Here is a 15,961-nt window from a genome sequence, read left to right as displayed (position 1 = left end):
TTGGCAGTCCCCTTAATGTTCGATCCATTTATTCCGAACAGAGCCACACCTGACCAATCATTGTGACGGCAAACCCGCCTCCGCCGAAACAAATCATGCCCGAATCATGCCCGACACCCTGCCGTGCATAGCAAAACTCTGCCGTACTTTGCCAAGTGCTATTTCGGGAAGTTGTTGCAAACACTTGAAGGTGTGCGGGTTGTGAGAGGCGCTCTACAGACTTAAAATCCGCAGGGGCCAAAAGCCCTGTGGGGGTTCGATTCCCCCTCCCGGCACCACTGCTTTCATTGTCGGAACTAATCACCGGCGGAGTGCGTAGCTTTCACCGCCACGCTCTATTTCTTTCCAGGTGAACAGAATGAGCTACGTTTTGAACGGCACTCCCAGACGAACAGCTCACTTGCTGCTCTTCTTGTCGATCATCCTCAGTTTTGGAAGCGTCAATTGCGCAGTCGAGGAACATGTCCAAGCCGAAGAAGACTTTCGGCAGCAAGCGCCATTAGTCGCCGGCGGATCCATCACGGTGGAGAACGCTCGAGGCGATCTTCGCTTCGAAGGTTCCGATACGACTCAAGTATCGGTGGAGGCTCGTAAATATTTTGAAGGCAGCGAATTCGATCGCGAGCGCTGGATGCGCGAAACCAAGATTCGCGTCGAGGGCGATGAGCACCATCGTTTGATTAAAGTCGAGTATCCGGAAATGCATTTTCACTTGGCATTCTGGGGCGGCAATCGCGGAGTGAACCTGATCGTTCGCGTTCCGCATCAGGTGAACGCCGATCTGAAGGACAATCGCGGGCGTCTGCGCGCCAGCGATATCGTTGGGAGACTCTCCGTCGCCACAGATCGAGGAGACGTAGATATCTACAATCTGGACGGCGAGCTGCGCGTTCGCGGAAATCGTGGAAATCTCAACGTGCGCGACTCCGCAATTCGGAGCGGCGTAAAGGTAAATCTTGATCGCGGTTCCGTCGAGATGAGATTGAAGCAGTTCGGCGGCGACAGTGATCTGGAGGTGTCGCGCGGAAACCTGACGCTCACGATCCCGCAGAATTCAGCATTCACGCTGGACGCGGAACGGTCGCGTCGCAGCAGTTTCCACACCGATTTCGGTGTCCTTGCGCGTGGCGGCTTCAACGGCGATCATGTCAGTGGCGATGTAAACGGGGGAGGTCCGACGCTCAGATTGCGAGCCGATCGAGGAGATGTCTGGCTGCGAGCTGGACTGGAGTAATGGCGCTCGCGGAATATTCCGAATTTATAACAAAGATGGTCGCATGAAAAACGGCAATGCCGCTTCGCCGATCTAAGGAATACGGCCTATCCCTCGCTCCACAAACGTGTTGATTTCTTTCGGCGAAAGTCTGCTGAAAGGGGACCTGCTTTCCCAAGCGAACCGCGCAACAGGTCCCCGGAGTTAATTCAGCGGCATCATCGTACCGTCCGAAGTTATGCTGCCTTCGCTGCGGCCAGCACGCCGAGCTGGCGCATCATCCCGTGTACATCGTAGGATTCGTAATCTTCCACAAGCTGGCCGTCGATGACGCGGCTGATTACCACGCCCCCAACGGACACTCTTTTGCCCGTTGGAGCAATTCCGAATAATTCTCCCTCATGTGTTCCCCGCGCCGTCCAGCGTGTGACGACCGTGTCCCCCTCCGAAATCTGCTGTTCAATCGTGAGAGTCATATCAGGAAATGCGCTGCGGTACATGCCCACGACTGTGCGATAGCCCTCGCGCCCGGTAATGGTTCCTATGGTTGGTTCGAAATACGTATAGTCGCTCGCGACAACTTCGTCGAGCGATGAGAAGTTACCTGTGTTCACCACTTCTTCAATGATCCGCCGCACCAGAGCCTTGTTTGTATCCGACATGTTGCCTCCTTCGTGTGGCTGTCTTGGCGGAGATTTTAGTCCTAACCGCTGTCCGTGGAAGCAGTAAACATTTTATGAGGGCGCATCAGGTACATTTGAGTGCAGGTAATTGCGTCGAGAATGCACACAACCAGCATTCCTACCCCAGAGACGGCGCCCCGCCGCACCAATCCGTTTAGCCGGTTTTTATTTACTGGAAGTCCACTCGATGTCCCTGAGGCTGCGGACCACACCCATCCGTGGTACCTGGTGCTCTGGCTCACGGGAGTGGATTATTTTTCAACGATCGGCTATCAGCCGGGCATCGCGCTGCTTGCGGCAGGAGCGCTTTCTTTCTCGGCGACCGGAATTCTGGTTCTTGTCACCCTGCTCGGAGCGGTTCCCATCTACGCCGAGGTTGCGGCTCGCTCCTATGCCGGGCAAGGCTCCATCGCGCTGTTGGAAAATTTGTTTTCCGGATGGAAGAGCAAGATATTCGTCCTCATTCTGCTCGGGTTTGCGGCAACCGATTTCGTTATTACCATGACGCTGTCGGCTGCCGATGCCGCGCGGCACGCCACCGAGAATCCGTACCTGCATCGCTTCCTCGGCGCGCACTACATGGATGTCACGTTGATCCTGCTCGTGCTGCTGGCCGTGGTTTTTATCGCCGGATTCCGGGAAGCGATCGTGGTGGTTGCCGCGACGACCATTCCCTACATCTTGCTAAACGCGTGGGTCCTTGGTTATTGCATTGTCGTGGTCGTCCAGCGGCCTGAGCTGTTGCGGAACTGGTCGCGAGTACTGGAATCTCACGGCGATTGGACAGCGCTGTTTGTGGCCTCAGCATTCGTATTTCCCAAGTTGGCACTCGGTCTGAGCGGATTCGAGACTGGAGTGTCTGTCATGCCACTGGTCGATGGAGGACGGGAAGACGATCACCGCGAGAGTTCTCACGTCCAGCCTCGCGGCAGAATTCGCAATACCCGCAAACTCCTGCTTTCAGCGGCGGCGATCATGAGCGTGCTGCTGCTGCTCTCCAGTTTTGTTTCAGTCCTGCTGATTCCTGAGAGTGCGTACCGTGAGGGCGGCGAAGCCAATGGACGTGCGATCGCTTACCTGGCACATCAGATTATCGGCAATCGGTTTGGCAGTTTGTACGATCTGTCTACGATTCTCGTTTTGTGGCTCGCGGGCGCATCGGCAATGACCGGGCTGCTGAACCTGATTCCGCGCTATCTTCCGCGATTTGGAATGGCGCCGCCGTGGGTTGCCTATCGCCGTCCATTGGTGTTGCTGCTGCTAGGAATCGACGTCGTCGTCACGCTGATTTTCCACGCTGACGTCAACGCGCAAGGGAGCGCGTACGCCACTGGCGTGCTGGTGCTTATGTTTTCTGCTGCAGTTGCGGTCGCGCTGGCACTGTGGCGCGAGCGATCATGGAGGGAGCCGGTCTCGTATCTGAAGGCGGTTTATTACTGCATTGTCACGCTGGTATTCGGATACACGCTGATTGCTAACATCATTGAGCGACCTGATGGCGTCATCATCGCCAGTTGCTTTATCTTCCTGCTGCTCACGCTGAGTGGCGCCAGTCGTTACCATCGCGCAACTGAAATGCGCGTATCTGAGTTCGAATTTCGCGATGCCGAATCTGAGCGCCTGTGGAACTCGATCTGCAATGGCAAGGTGAATCTCATTCCACACCACGCCAATGAGCCGGAATATCGCGCCAGGCTGAAGAAGAAGGTTCTTGATCACTTCAATCTGCACGGTCCGACGGCTTTTCTCTATGTGCGCTTAATGGATAATCGCAGCGAGTTCTACTCTTGTCTGCGAGTCACAGTGACGCGCGAAAGCGACGATTATGTGATCGAGGTCACTGGGGCTACTGCGATCGCCAACGCGATCGCCTTCCTCACCGATGTGCTGAATCCGATCAGTGTCATTCTCGGGCTTACACAACGCAACGTGATGAAGCAGTCGTTAGCATTCGTGCTCTGGGGAGAAGGAGAAACCGGATTGGTGGTGTACTCCGTACTGGTGAAGTTCTGGGAAGTGAATCCAAAGCCGAGGCATCCGTTGTTGTTCCTGATGAGTGGATAACTGAGTCGGGCGTGTGGCGCAAAACACACGAGTTGTACCTACCATGCACCTGTCCTGGCACAGTCCGCTAACCAGCCGAAGAGTTCATATCGAGTCGCAGATTAACCATTCGGTTGGCCCCAACCTTCACAATAAGAATTCTGCTCTGAGTGAAATCAACGAGTTGCGCCTGATTCCTCTTTTGGCACGCGCATTGCAATGATCCGGGCAACGGTGTGGAGACGGAAGCGAATAGCAGAAGCAGTGAAAGGCTATACGGCACCGGCGCATTGCTTCCACCGCCTCAACCCGAAAGGAGGCAGTATGAAACGGCAAATCGCAAGTTTCTTAGGCGTGTTCGGTCTGCTGCTGGTGGCGGCATGCGCGAACGCTCAGAGCGTCAATGTAAAAGCAAACGTTCCATTCGACTTCGTCGTGGACAATGCGAGTCTTCCTGCGGGAGCTTACAGCATTCAATCGATCAATGATGCGAGTGGCTCTTCAACGCTGGCCATTCGCGGCGAAAACGGCAAAGTCGGTCGTTTAATTGGCTCAAACGCGGCGGAGAAGCTTGAGGCAGCGGGGACAAGTCATCTTTTGTTCCATCGCTACGGCGACACCTACTTCCTCGCGCAGATCTGGATGCAGGGCGAGAAGCAGGGGCGAGAACTAAGACAGACTCGCCGGGAGACCGAAATGGCGAAGAACCTTCGGCCGTCTGAGGACGTGATTGTGCTGGCCTCGCTGCGCTAGTGGGCGCGAGTGCAATCAACAAAGGGGCATAGGCTTGGACCTGTGCCCCTTTTGTGCTGCCGCCTGATGCTTAAGCTGCCAAGCTCTGTGACTCGCGATCCGCGGCTTCAAAATCCGTCATGGCGAGAACGCCAACTTCACTTGCGGCCTGTCCCCAGAACAGCGATGCTGAAGGCTTACCGGCGAACCCGAGTAGAAGAGGCGCAAGCGCCGCAGCGAGCCCTTGTCCCACATCGATGTTGCCGTGGGTTTTAAAGCTGATCGGCTTGCGACCATCGCCCCAGTAGTCGGTGAACATGGAGACGCCGAGCACCGCGGCCCCATTGGCAAGCGCGGCGATGCCGGCGCGTTTGTTGCCTCCCCAGCACGCGCCAGCGGCAATGAAGTAGTAGCCCGCCACTGCATAGTCAATGACCGCATGAGTTGTCGGACTGATCACTTTGGGGACCCGATTCATCAATTCGTTGTCGAGCAAAGGATTTGCCATGTACATTCTCTCCTTACCAGTCGTTGAGATGACCGAATCGCTTTACGAGTGGGCAGCGACTGCGCACGTTACTTGCATGCGGAGGAAGTTCGGGGGAACAAAAAAGGCCGGTCCAGAAGACCGGCCGAAGTGACGTTTCGGAGGTAGGAGAAGCTCCAGATGCGCTCTACAGAATCGTGAATCGAGCCCCAGACTCATTGCCAACGCTGCGGAGAACAGAATCTATTGACCCGACAAAGATGAGATGAGGTCTTCTCGGCAGGAGCGTTCGCCAACTTGCGCCAAGGGCATCACTTTGATGTGACTTCGGTTACTTGTGGCCTCGCTTTAGCTTTGCTCCTGGGACGGTTCGGTGCAAAAAATGTGCATTGAGCGTCGTCCAGCAGTCGTTTCCGGAGCAGAGGAGCGTTGGCGTGGAATCGATTCGAGTACTTGTCTCGCTGATCACGAAAGATAACGATTACCAACGCGAGCAGGCTGTTGCCGCGGAACGAGCTGGTACCAAATTGGGAATGCGCGTCGAAGTAATGTACGCGGCCAGCGACGCCATTACACAAAGCCAGCAGCTCCTGGAAGGTATTCAGGCCTCAGCAGAAAAGCGCCCACACGCAATTGTGTTTGAACCTGCAGGAACGGGGTTGCAGCAGGTTGCGGCGGCCGCGGCAAAGGCCAACGTTGGGTGGGTGATTTTGAATCGCGAAACCGATTACATTCGCGACCTCCGCCGCCAGAGCAGCGCACCGATTTTCGGCGTCAGCTCCGATCACGTCGAAATTGGCCGCATGCAGAGCCGCCAGATGCAGCAGCTTCTTCCTCAAGGCGGACAAGTTTTGTATGTGCAGGGACCCTCGTCCAGCTTTGCTGCGCAACAGCGCACGCAGGGCATGATGGAAGCCAAGCCGGAGAACGTACAAGTCAGAGTGTTAAGCGGTCAGTGGACAGAGACAAGCGCCTATCAGGCGACGATCTCATTAATGAGGCTGCGCACCTCCCGCGACTCGCGCGTGGATCTCGTCTGCGGACAGAACGACGTGATGGCCCTTGGCGTGCGAAAAGCGTTGAAAGAGATCGTTCCAGAATGGTCCTGGATTCCGTTCACGGGAGTCGATGGAATGGCGGGGACCGGGCAGCGCTGGGTTAGCGAAGAACTCCTGGCAGCGACCATCATCGTACCCACCAACACGGATATCGCGCTCGAAATCCTAAATAAAGCTCTGCTGACGAAATCTCAACCGCAGGAACTTACTCTGGTAAAGCCGAAGTCGTATCCGGAACTGGAAAAGCTCGCTCCCAAGCACAAAGACTTTGCCCTGCAGCAGGCCTAGCGGGAAGCGTAAGGAAGACCGAACCATGCTGCCACTCGCGTGAGTAGTCCTTTCCCACTGCATTCTCCACTTTGTACAGTCTCTGAACCGGTTCGCTGGTTCGCTGTGCGTTCTACTTCAATGCGATCGGAGCGGGCTCGATATCCTCGATATCAACGAAGTCAGTTGGGTACTTACCGGTATAGCAGGCGGTGCAATAGGTAACGTTCTCACCTTCAGCGCAGGCGCGCTTCAGGCCGTCGAGCGAAAGATAGGCAAGGGAATCTGCCCCGATGTATTCGCGGATCTCTTCGATCGACTTATTGGCCGCAATGAGGTGTTTCTTCGACGGCGTGTCGACTCCATAGAAGCATGGTGAGATCGTTGGCGGGCAGGAGATGCGCATGTGTACTTCCGTAGCACCGGCATCACGAACCATGCGCACGATCTTGCGGCTTGTAGTTCCACGCACGATCGAGTCATCGATGAGAACGACACGCTTGCCTTTCAGAAGATGCTGGACAGGATTGAGCTTCAGACGCACGCCGAAGTCGCGCACACGCTGTTCCGGCTCTATAAACGTGCGGCCGACGTAGTGATTGCGAATCAGGCCGAAGCTGAAGGGAATACCACTTTCGTTGGCGAACCCAACCGCTGCCGTAACTCCCGAATCCGGAACCGGCACTACTAGGTCTGCATCCACCGGAGCTTCACGGGCGAGTTCTCGGCCCAGAGCTTCGCGGCTCTCCTGCACCGGGCGGCCGAAGATCACGCTGTCTGGCCGCGAGAAATAGACATGCTCGAAGATGCAGCTCGACTGCTGCTTTGGCGCCGAGAAGAAGCGTGAGTGCACGCCTTCGTTCCCAACGATAACCAACTCTCCCGGCTTGAGATCGCGCTCATAATGCGCGCCGATGAGGTCAAATGCGCAGCTCTCAGAAGCAAAGACCACCGCCGGAGTTCCCGTTCCAGTGGCATTGGGCAGCGTGCCCATCGAGAGCGGACGAAACGCGTGCGGATCGCGCGCAGCAAAGATACGATCCCGCGTCATCAGAACGAGGGAGAAAGCTCCTTCAAGGCGGCGCAAAGCATCGGCAATTGCGTCGGGCAGTGTCTGCTCTTTGGATTGCGCGATGAGATGTACCACGACTTCGGTGTCGCTGGTCGTCTGAAAAATCGACCCGTTATGCTCCAGCTGCCGGCGCAGAATGTGCGCGTTGACCAAATTCCCATTATGGGCCAAAGCGATGGCGCCTTTATTGCACTCTACACGGATCGGCTGTGCGTTCAGCAGCGCCGAATCGCCGGTCGTGGAATATCGCGTGTGGCCGATGGCGAGTGAGCCGGGGAGTCTGCCGAGGACATCCTCGGTGAAGATGTCGGCGACCAGTCCCATGGCCTTAATGTTGTGCAGCCGTACGAAATCGGAACTGGCGATGCCTGCAGATTCCTGTCCGCGATGCTGCAAAGCATAAAGGCCGAGGTACACGAGCTTCGAAGCTTCGGGATGCCCGTGAACGGCCATCACTCCGCATTCGTCGTGAAACTTATCGCCTATAAATGGCATTTAGCTTCTAGCTACTGGCTGCTAGCCAAATCTCCGGTTTCTACGTGGCCTCTACTCTTCCCCTGTCACTCTCGATCCGATCTTGCTCTCTAGCCGGAAGCCGGTAGCTACTTATCCAGCAAGTCGGGCACAAGTTGATCAGGTACGTCCGAGTGTAGTGCCGATTCCAGGGCTCCAGCCCATACATTTTTCAAATCGCACACATAAGCGGAAACCACGTCGGTGGATGCCCTCTGAATAACGAGACGGTCTCCCCCGCTGCGCCCTAGAAAGTCCAGGTGAATTGAATGGGAATCAGCTATCTCTTGGATGATCTGGCGGTTACCCGGGACGCAGGAAACCAGCACCCTGCTGGCTTTCTCCCCAAACAACGCGATCTCGAGCGGCTCGGAGCCATCGGGAAGGCGCAACTCTGCACCAATTTCATGGCGGAAGCACGATTCGGCAGCGGCTACGGCCAGACCACCGTCGGAGCAGTGGTGAGCAGACTCGATCAGTCCGCTGGCGACCAGCCGAAGAAGGCACTGGTGCAATGCTGACTCAGCCTTGAGATCAAGAACCGGAGGCTCTCCCCAGAGTTCACCAACCACCTCTTTTGCGTACTCCGATGAACCCAATTGGCGCTCGTCGTAGGCCGCAGCGGAGGCTGAGAGCAGAAACACCTCGCGCCCGGGAGCTTTGAAATCGGACCCGACAGCATGGCGGATGTCCTCGATGATGCCAACCACCCCCAGTACGGGAGTCGGGTAAATACCCTCCCCGAGCGTTTCGTTATAGAGGCTGACGTTGCCGCCGGTGATCGGAGTGCCCAACGCGTTACAGGCTTCGGCGAGTCCATCGATTACTTCCGAGAACTGCCACATGATGTGCGGCTTCTCGGGATTGCCGAAGTTCAGGCAATTGGTCGCGGCTACGGGCAGTGCGCCGGCGCAAGCGACCTTCCGGGAAGCTTCCGCAACGGCGTGCATGGCTCCCAATTTGGGATTCAGATAGCACCAGCGGCCATTGCCGTCGAGCGACATCGCCAGCCCGCGCTGCGTGTCCTTAATGCGCATAACGCCGGCATCGCCGCCGGGGCCGAGCACGGTATTGGTCTGCACCATGCTGTCGTATTGCTCGTGAATCCAGCGCTTGGAACAGATGTTGCAGCTCCCGAGGAGCAGTTTCAATTCGGGAGTAAAGTCGCGCTCGATTCCGAGCTTTAGAGAAACAGGTTTGTCCTTCGGGACGGAAACTGACCACGCCTGCATCGGCCGGCGGTACACCGGAGCATCGTCCGTGAGAGAAGTGTTGGGAATATCGGCGACAACGTTGCCGTGTTCAAGCACGCGCAACCGCGGCTCGCGAATCACTCGGCCGATGGTGACCGCATCGAGTCCCCATTTATCGAACACGCGAAATACTTCTCGTTCGCGACCGTTCTCGGCCACGAGCAGCATCCGTTCCTGCGATTCGCTGAGCATGATCTCGTACGCATTCATGCCCTGCTCGCGCTGCGGCACCAGATCGAGTTCGATCTCCACACCCACCGCGCCACGCGCCCCCATCTCGCAGGTAGAGCATGTCAGACCTGCGGCACCCATATCCTGAATGCCGACGATGGCGCCAGTCTGCATGGCTTCGAGGCAGGCTTCGAGCAAGAGTTTTTCCATGAATGGATCGCCAACCTGCACATTAGGACGCTTCTGCTCCGAGCCTTCCTTGAACTCTTCGCTGGCCATCGTTGCGCCATGAATGCCGTCGCGTCCCGTCTTGGAACCTACGTAAATGACAGGATTGCCCTCGCCCGCCGCCTTGGCGTAGAAGATCTCATCCTTGCGCACCAGCCCAAGCGCAAAGGCATTCACCAGCGGATTCCCGGAGTAGCACTCCTCAAACTTCGTTTCTCCTCCCAAATTGGGAACGCCAAAACAGTTCCCATACGACGCAATTCCGCTGACGACGCCTTCGAGGATGGAATGGTTTTTGTGAAGAAGCTGCTGAGCTTCTAAGCTGCTAAGCTTCTGAGCCTTGCCATTGGAAGAATCAGCGTTCTTTCCTGTCCCCTGTCCCCTGTTCCCTGTCCCCTGCTTCACCGGTCCAAAGCGTAGCGAATCCATTACTGCCAGTGGGCGCGCGCCCATGGTGAATATGTCGCGGAGAATTCCTCCTACTCCGGTCGCGGCGCCTTGGAATGGCTCGATGTAAGAAGGATGATTGTGCGACTCGATTTTGAACGCGCACGCCCAGCCATCGCCTATGTCGATGATCCCCGCATTCTCGCCTGGTCCTTGAACCACGCGCGGGCTGTGCGTCGGTAATCGCTTGAGATGGATCTTGGAGGATTTATACGAGCAGTGCTCGCTCCACATCACGCTATAGATGCCGAGCTCAGTCAGCGATGGCTCGCGTCCGAGCGCCTGCACAATGCGCTCGTATTCGTCAGAGGTGATGCCGTGCGTTTTTAGCAACTCAGGGGTGGCGCGACAGGGGAGAGGAGCTGATTGCAGAGATTGAGTAGCCATTTCGGGGGTAAGGCTATTTTCTCACGAAGAGCAACGGAACCGCTGGCGGCAGTCGGTAAGACCCCAACCCGGGACGCAACCTTCAATAGGTGATACTGCGTGATCGTGGCACCTGCCCCACGTTGACGAACGAGAGATGGACGATCCAAAGCACAATCCACACATCAAACAGCGCCCACGTGTATGCATTCACGAGACCAGAGATGATCAATGCAGAGAAGAGGATGCCGACCCATCCACCGAGGCGAATGCTCTGTCACAAGGAAAGAAGAAGAGACTGGACGATTCCCGAAACGGAATTTCCGTCGCCAACAACGGAACCGGCAACAGGCCACACTTGCCGGCAGTGACTTAAAGTGGTTAACCACATTCAGGACACCGATCAGAAAGAGCACACCGACCGACTTCCCCAGCAGCGAATCGCGCCAGCCAGTAGTCGCTAGGCCGTAGCCAATCCATGCCATTCATAAGCGAATATTTTGGATGCCGACCTGGGGAAAGGCGAACACGAAAGTCACGAAGGCGCCCCGGAGGTCACAGATAGTTCCTTTGTGACCCCTGCCTGAGCCTGCCGAAAGGGTGTTTGGTTTCAGAAGGACTTTATCGGGGTCAGAAGCCGTGATTGAAGGGACGAAATACAAGCTTTCATAGACTCCGACTAAATTCATCCCATTTTCCGAATTCCGGCTTTTCTTAACGCTCGTAAACGTTTGAAAACAGGAACAAAGTCTCTGGAATGAGAACTGCTTTAGGGGTGACAAGTCCTGCGAAATCCAAACAGCGCATTCGAATCCTCAGAGTGTGCCCCTACGCGGAGAGAATATGAACATCGAGAAGGAGAAGGGTTCAAAGCAGTCACTGTTTCTTACTTTTGCAGTGCTCTTTGCTCTTCTGACCATCAGCACCGGAATTGCATTTGGTCAGGCGGCAACCGCAAGTTCCACCCTCATCGGAACGGTCACAGATAAAACAGGAGCGGTCGTGGTTGGCGTCACGGTTACAGCCACGAATAATGCTACCAACAGCTCCCGCACGGCAACGACCAACACCTTAGGCGCATATAGATTTGATGTTCTGCCTCCCGGCACGTATAGCGTGAAAGCGGCAATGGCAGGCTTCTCGCTCCTAACTGCGAACAACGTCGAGCTACTTGTAGGACGTTCCACGACTCAGGACTTCGCCTTGAGCCCAGGCGCCACATCGACCACCGTAGAAGTCGCCGCCGAGGCTCCGCTTCTCGATCAGCAGAAAACTTCTGTAGGAATGGAAATCACGCCAGCGCAGGTTCAGGACCTTCCGCTGAACGGCCGCGACTTCGCCAATCTTGCTTATCTGGCTCCCGGCGCGAAGTTCACCGCACCATGGGATCCAACAAAAGCACGTACCGCGGGGGTTGGCATTAACGGCTCGAACGGTCGCAACATGAACATCACCGTCAACGGCATCGATAACAAGGACAACACCGTTGGCGGTCCGGTGATGCAGCTCCCGCTGGAAGCAGTAGAAGAAGCTCAGATCTCTACACAACGCTTTTCGGCTGCAAACGGCCGTTCCGAAGGCGCTGCGATGAACGTGATCACCCGTTCGGGCAGTAACGACTTCCACGGATCTGCTTATCTGTTTGACACCCAAACCGCAATGAACGCGAACGACAAACTTAACGAAGAGGACCCGGTCACGCACGTCAAGACGGGCAATCCCACTCCTCAATTTGAGCGCCAGCAGTTCGGCGGACGTTTCGGTGGGCCGATCCGCAAGGACAAAGATTTCGGCTTCTTCGCATGGGAGCGCTTGCGCGAGCACACGGCGATTCCGGTCACGCCGAACGCGTTCTCGCAATTGACCTTAGTGAAGGGCCTCAACCTCGGAAACGTGACCTTCAATCCAGATCCGGCGCAAACGATTCCCACTCCTTACTTTGACACGCGCTATAACGCACGCCTTGATCACAATTTCAGCGACCAGCATCACTTCTTCATCAGCTACTCGGCGCAGGACAACAACGACGTCAACGACCAGTCCGGTAACGCCAACGACCTGACCGAAGGAAATTTCCAGAACAACCACCTCATCCTTACGAATGCGACGCTGAGTTCGGTATTCAGTCCCCGGCTTGTGAACTCCTTCACTGCCGGGTACCAGTATTGGAACAACCTGATCGATAGCAAGACTCGAGCCCCGTTGGTCACGTTCCCACAGAGCATCTCGTTCGGAACGAACACCAACGTGCCGCAGCAGTCGTACCAACGCAAGTATCAGTTCCGAGACGATCTCGCGTACAACGTGGGAAAACACGGAATGAAGATGGGTGCGGATTACCTATGGGAGCCTCGGCTTGGCGGATACTTCGAGTTCAACTCGACCTTGGAATATGACTTCCAGGATCTGCCAAGCGACATTCTCGCGAATAAGGGTGGTTTGTATCCACAGGGATTCCAAACGCCGGGCGCGATTACGGGCATGTCGATCTCGAACGGTGATCCAAAAGAGGATCTGCCTGGGGGCGGCAAGATGCTCGGCTTGTACTTCCAGGACACTTGGAAGACAACCAGCAGGCTCACTCTCGATCTCGGCGTCCGGTATGACCGCGATTTCAACTTGATGGGCTCAAGCATCCAGCAACAGAGCCGGACTTACCAACTGTTGAAGACAATCAACAGTCCATATGCGGGCATACCCCAGGACTACAAGAAAGGGTTCAGTCCGCGCGTTGGTTTTGCTTATGACCTTACCGGGAATGGAAACAACGTTCTGCGAGGCGGCTACGGCCTCTACTTCGCGCAGACCTTCCTTAACATCCCACTTTTCATGATTCAACAGGCGAATCCTACATTATTTGCGACGGTATTCTCTATTAGCGGAAGTGGACCCGGCACCGATTGTGCGCACGATAGTAGCGGGAACCTATCACACAGTTGTGATGTGCCCGGAACCGGTCTTCCGCTTGCTTGTGCGCTAACTGCGCCAGCTAGCTTCACGGGCACGTGGGCGCCTTGCCCCAATAACTCGTCCGGCTATCGCGTAGGCATTGATCCTGTACCAACCATTCCGCAACCGATCACTCAGCTCACGAAAGGCGCGGTGGGGCGACTCATGTCCCCCGACTATCGCAATCCGTATTCCCAGCAGTTCAACATAGGTTTCGCTCACTCGTTCGATGCAAACACTGTAGGCGAGATCGAGTACATCCACGAGCTTGGGCTGCACGAAGAAAAGCGAGACATCCTTAACTATGTGGATCCAGTCACCGGAGTCCGTACCTTGAGTGCAGCTCTGACTGCCGCCGGTCAGCCCCAGATTGCGCGCATTTCAATGGAAACCGATTGGGGGCGTTCTCGGTATGACGGCCTGAACGTTTCTTTGCGTCGGCGCATGGCCAATCACTTCACGGTGAATGCTACCTACACGCTGTCGGAAGGATGGGCTTACAACGGTAACGCGGCCAGCTACTCGAACACGGTAACTGATCCTCGGTTCCCGCTGCTTCCGTCTGATTTCGGTGCTGTTCCGAATGACGAGCGGCACCACCTTTCGGTGTCAAGCGTCGTTGATCTGCCGTGGGGATTCCAGGTCGCGCCAATCATGCAGATTGCCTCGGCGCGTCCGTACTCAGCCACCAATGGGATCAGCAACGTGCTTGGCTTTGGTTCCGGAACAGCCACAGCAAATGCGCTGGTTCCGACGAACGATCAGGGAAACATTCTCTGGAGCTTGACTCAAACTCCCTCCGCACTAAAGGCCTGCTACCTGGCTGGAACTTGCGTGCAATCGCATTTCGACAGCCTGCGCGGTCAACCTTACTTTGATCTCGATACACGTCTCACCAAAAACATCAAGATCAAGGAACGCTCGAACCTGAAGCTGATCTTCCAGGCGTTTGACGTTACCAACCGCGCGAACTATGGCAACAACTACGACGGCAACGTGAAACACTTCAGCACCGATCCAACCAAGGACTCTTTCGCGACTCCGCTCGGTTATATCGGCTGCAACGCGAACGGATGCACTCGATCGATTCCGATTTCGTTCCGCGCCGAAGTTGGAGCGCAGTTCACGTTCTAACCAGACTATTGTTCTTATGCGAGCCGGCACATGGTGCCGGCTTTCTTTTTGCTTTCGTTGGAGGTTATCCAACCACCAAGACGCTAAGAGGGATTGACATTTCCAGCTGCCTAAGCCAAGCGGACTCAAGGGAGTGGCTGCCCCCGCCGTCGCAACAGCGTCCGAAATGTAATTAGCGCCCCGTCGGCATTCACAGCTCTGCAACACCTCCTCGACCATCCTGTTTGCGGCCTGGGTCCAACCTTTTCAGGCATTTGGAATTCTGTCGCAGTCTTGCGAAGGATTTACGCGGTTGAGGCGCAGACCGCGTCTAAGACCCGATTCTTCAATCTCTTGTTTTGGCATGAACCTTGCGTTCTTAAGATGGCGACCCATTCCCTGGTTTTCTCAACGTCTCTGAGGAAATGAGGATCATGATGGAGAGAACATTTGCCACCTTCCGCCCGCGTCCGTTTTCTGCGCGACGATTGCGAACGCGCAGCTTTCGCGCGTGGTCTGGAGCTGCGCTGTCCCGCTACTTCCACAAGAGCGACAGGCCTGAGCCGCAGCCCGAATCCTCTCGCGAGCAGGGGCAATCACCCTCCACCCGGGATGAAGAAATGGGTAAACGCCGCGAGCAACTTCAGGAGCTGCTGCAGCAAGTTGATGCCGAGCGGCTGAACCGGAAGAAAAAAACCGGGTAAGAGGCAGCGGAAGCGCTAGGCACCGAAGCTTTGGACATGCTTTTGCTTGGCGCCGTGCAGCGCTATTACCGCTGCCGTCGCCGCTTGCTTGTGATCTGAATTCCAAGGCGGACCAAGAGATCGACCGGACCTCTCGATCGACTGCTTCACCCTCGCCGTATTTTTTCCAAAACATTCTTCCAAGAGACTACCGAGCTGTTTTTCCGGGATTCCCGTGACGGGAATCGCTCCGGCGCCGCAACCCCGCCGAATGGCCTCGCGAAACAGGTGCCCCTCGGCAGTATGAATCAGCGGATGAGCTGACAGAATTTGAGGTAATGAGGGCAAAGGGCGAGTTGAGGCGACGACGAGACCAGCCGCTCCAACCTCGTAACTGTGAGCCAACGCAGAAAAGATCCGAGCAAGTTCAGCTTGCGCTGCACGTTGGCAAAGCGCAACGTACTCGCTCAAGAACTTCTCGGCCTTCTCAATTCCGAGTTCGCGGGCATGGTGATACGGCTGGCGGCCGCCCGGCGCGTTCTCGCTCACCAGGTCGATGCGCCGACGTTCGACAACAACACACTCCTCATCCAGAGCCACCACAATTCCCCAACCGGAGTGCATACGGAATCCAAGCGCCACGCGAAGCATTCAGCTGCTGAGTTTATGCCCATTCCGTGTCT

Annotated in this window: 11 protein-coding genes; 6 read left to right on the top strand and 5 right to left on the bottom strand. The window is 56.0% G+C overall.

Annotated features, from left to right (window positions below):
* Window positions 1-358: 358 nt before the first annotated feature.
* On the top strand, window positions 359-1,234 hold the full coding sequence (locus tag VFU50_15005) for a DUF4097 family beta strand repeat-containing protein (GenBank protein ID HEU5234171.1): 876 nt from the start codon (window positions 359-361) through the stop codon (window positions 1,232-1,234).
* A 215-nt stretch (window positions 1,235-1,449) separates the two neighbouring features.
* Here VFU50_15005 and VFU50_15000 read toward each other — a convergent pair whose 3' ends face one another.
* Window positions 1,450-1,875 (bottom strand): ester cyclase, encoded by a 426-nt coding sequence (locus VFU50_15000; protein ID HEU5234170.1) that lies wholly within the window; start codon window positions 1,873-1,875, stop codon window positions 1,450-1,452.
* A 120-nt stretch (window positions 1,876-1,995) separates the two neighbouring features.
* Between VFU50_15000 and VFU50_14995 the strand changes: the two genes are divergently transcribed.
* Both VFU50_14995 and VFU50_14990 read left to right on the top strand, forming a co-directional pair.
* Complete coding sequence (locus VFU50_14995) at window positions 1,996-3,960, top strand: hypothetical protein (GenBank protein HEU5234169.1); 1,965 nt, start codon at window positions 1,996-1,998, stop codon at window positions 3,958-3,960.
* 303 nt (window positions 3,961-4,263) lie between these two features.
* Complete coding sequence (locus tag VFU50_14990; protein ID HEU5234168.1) at window positions 4,264-4,692, top strand: hypothetical protein; 429 nt, start codon at window positions 4,264-4,266, stop codon at window positions 4,690-4,692.
* Between the two features lie 70 nt (window positions 4,693-4,762).
* Here the strand turns inward: VFU50_14990 and VFU50_14985 are convergent, their stop codons facing one another.
* Entirely contained in the window at window positions 4,763-5,179 is a 417-nt protein-coding gene (locus VFU50_14985) for a hypothetical protein (GenBank protein ID HEU5234167.1), read from the bottom strand.
* 413 nt (window positions 5,180-5,592) lie between these two features.
* Between VFU50_14985 and VFU50_14980 the strand changes: the two genes are divergently transcribed.
* Complete coding sequence (locus tag VFU50_14980) at window positions 5,593-6,504, top strand: substrate-binding domain-containing protein (protein ID HEU5234166.1); 912 nt, start codon at window positions 5,593-5,595, stop codon at window positions 6,502-6,504.
* A gap of 112 nt (window positions 6,505-6,616) precedes the next feature.
* On the opposite strand, the gene purF is transcribed toward VFU50_14980, so the two are convergent.
* Window positions 6,617-8,050 carry an amidophosphoribosyltransferase gene (purF, locus tag VFU50_14975; protein ID HEU5234165.1) on the bottom strand — a complete coding sequence of 478 codons (1,434 nt, stop codon included), beginning with the start codon at window positions 8,048-8,050 and terminating at the stop codon, window positions 6,617-6,619.
* A 107-nt stretch (window positions 8,051-8,157) separates the two neighbouring features.
* Window positions 8,158-10,554: a phosphoribosylformylglycinamidine synthase subunit PurL gene (gene purL / locus VFU50_14970; protein ID HEU5234164.1), complete on the bottom strand. Its 2,397-nt coding sequence runs from the start codon at window positions 10,552-10,554 to the stop codon at window positions 8,158-8,160.
* A gap of 822 nt (window positions 10,555-11,376) precedes the next feature.
* Between purL and VFU50_14965 the strand changes: the two genes are divergently transcribed.
* Window positions 11,377-14,616, top strand: coding sequence for a TonB-dependent receptor (locus tag VFU50_14965; protein HEU5234163.1), 3,240 nt, complete (start codon window positions 11,377-11,379; stop codon window positions 14,614-14,616).
* A gap of 413 nt (window positions 14,617-15,029) precedes the next feature.
* On the top strand, window positions 15,030-15,299 hold the full coding sequence (locus VFU50_14960) for a hypothetical protein (GenBank protein HEU5234162.1): 270 nt from the start codon (window positions 15,030-15,032) through the stop codon (window positions 15,297-15,299).
* Between the two features lie 15 nt (window positions 15,300-15,314).
* Here the strand turns inward: VFU50_14960 and VFU50_14955 are convergent, their stop codons facing one another.
* Window positions 15,315-15,929: a hypothetical protein gene (locus VFU50_14955; protein ID HEU5234161.1), complete on the bottom strand. Its 615-nt coding sequence runs from the start codon at window positions 15,927-15,929 to the stop codon at window positions 15,315-15,317.
* Between the last annotated feature and the right edge of the window lie 32 nt (window positions 15,930-15,961).

It is taken from the genome of Terriglobales bacterium, assembly GCA_035764005.1.
GTDB lineage: Bacteria > Acidobacteriota > Terriglobia > Terriglobales > Acidobacteriaceae > Gp1-AA112.
This window is presented reverse-complemented; position numbering and strand designations above follow the sequence as displayed.

Coding starts and splice junctions, on each gene's coding strand:
- VFU50_14955 (HEU5234161.1), bottom strand. CDS start 15,929: ATGCTTCGCGTGGCGCTTGGATTCCGTATGCACTCCGGTTGGGGAATT.
- VFU50_14965 (HEU5234163.1), top strand. CDS start 11,377: ATGAACATCGAGAAGGAGAAGGGTTCAAAGCAGTCACTGTTTCTTACT.
- VFU50_15005 (HEU5234171.1), top strand. CDS start 359: ATGAGCTACGTTTTGAACGGCACTCCCAGACGAACAGCTCACTTGCTG.
- VFU50_15000 (HEU5234170.1), bottom strand. CDS start 1,875: ATGTCGGATACAAACAAGGCTCTGGTGCGGCGGATCATTGAAGAAGTG.
- VFU50_14960 (HEU5234162.1), top strand. CDS start 15,030: ATGATGGAGAGAACATTTGCCACCTTCCGCCCGCGTCCGTTTTCTGCG.
- VFU50_14985 (HEU5234167.1), bottom strand. CDS start 5,179: ATGGCAAATCCTTTGCTCGACAACGAATTGATGAATCGGGTCCCCAAA.
- VFU50_14990 (HEU5234168.1), top strand. CDS start 4,264: ATGAAACGGCAAATCGCAAGTTTCTTAGGCGTGTTCGGTCTGCTGCTG.
- purL (HEU5234164.1), bottom strand. CDS start 10,554: ATGGCTACTCAATCTCTGCAATCAGCTCCTCTCCCCTGTCGCGCCACC.
- purF (HEU5234165.1), bottom strand. CDS start 8,050: ATGCCATTTATAGGCGATAAGTTTCACGACGAATGCGGAGTGATGGCC.
- VFU50_14995 (HEU5234169.1), top strand. CDS start 1,996: ATGCACACAACCAGCATTCCTACCCCAGAGACGGCGCCCCGCCGCACC.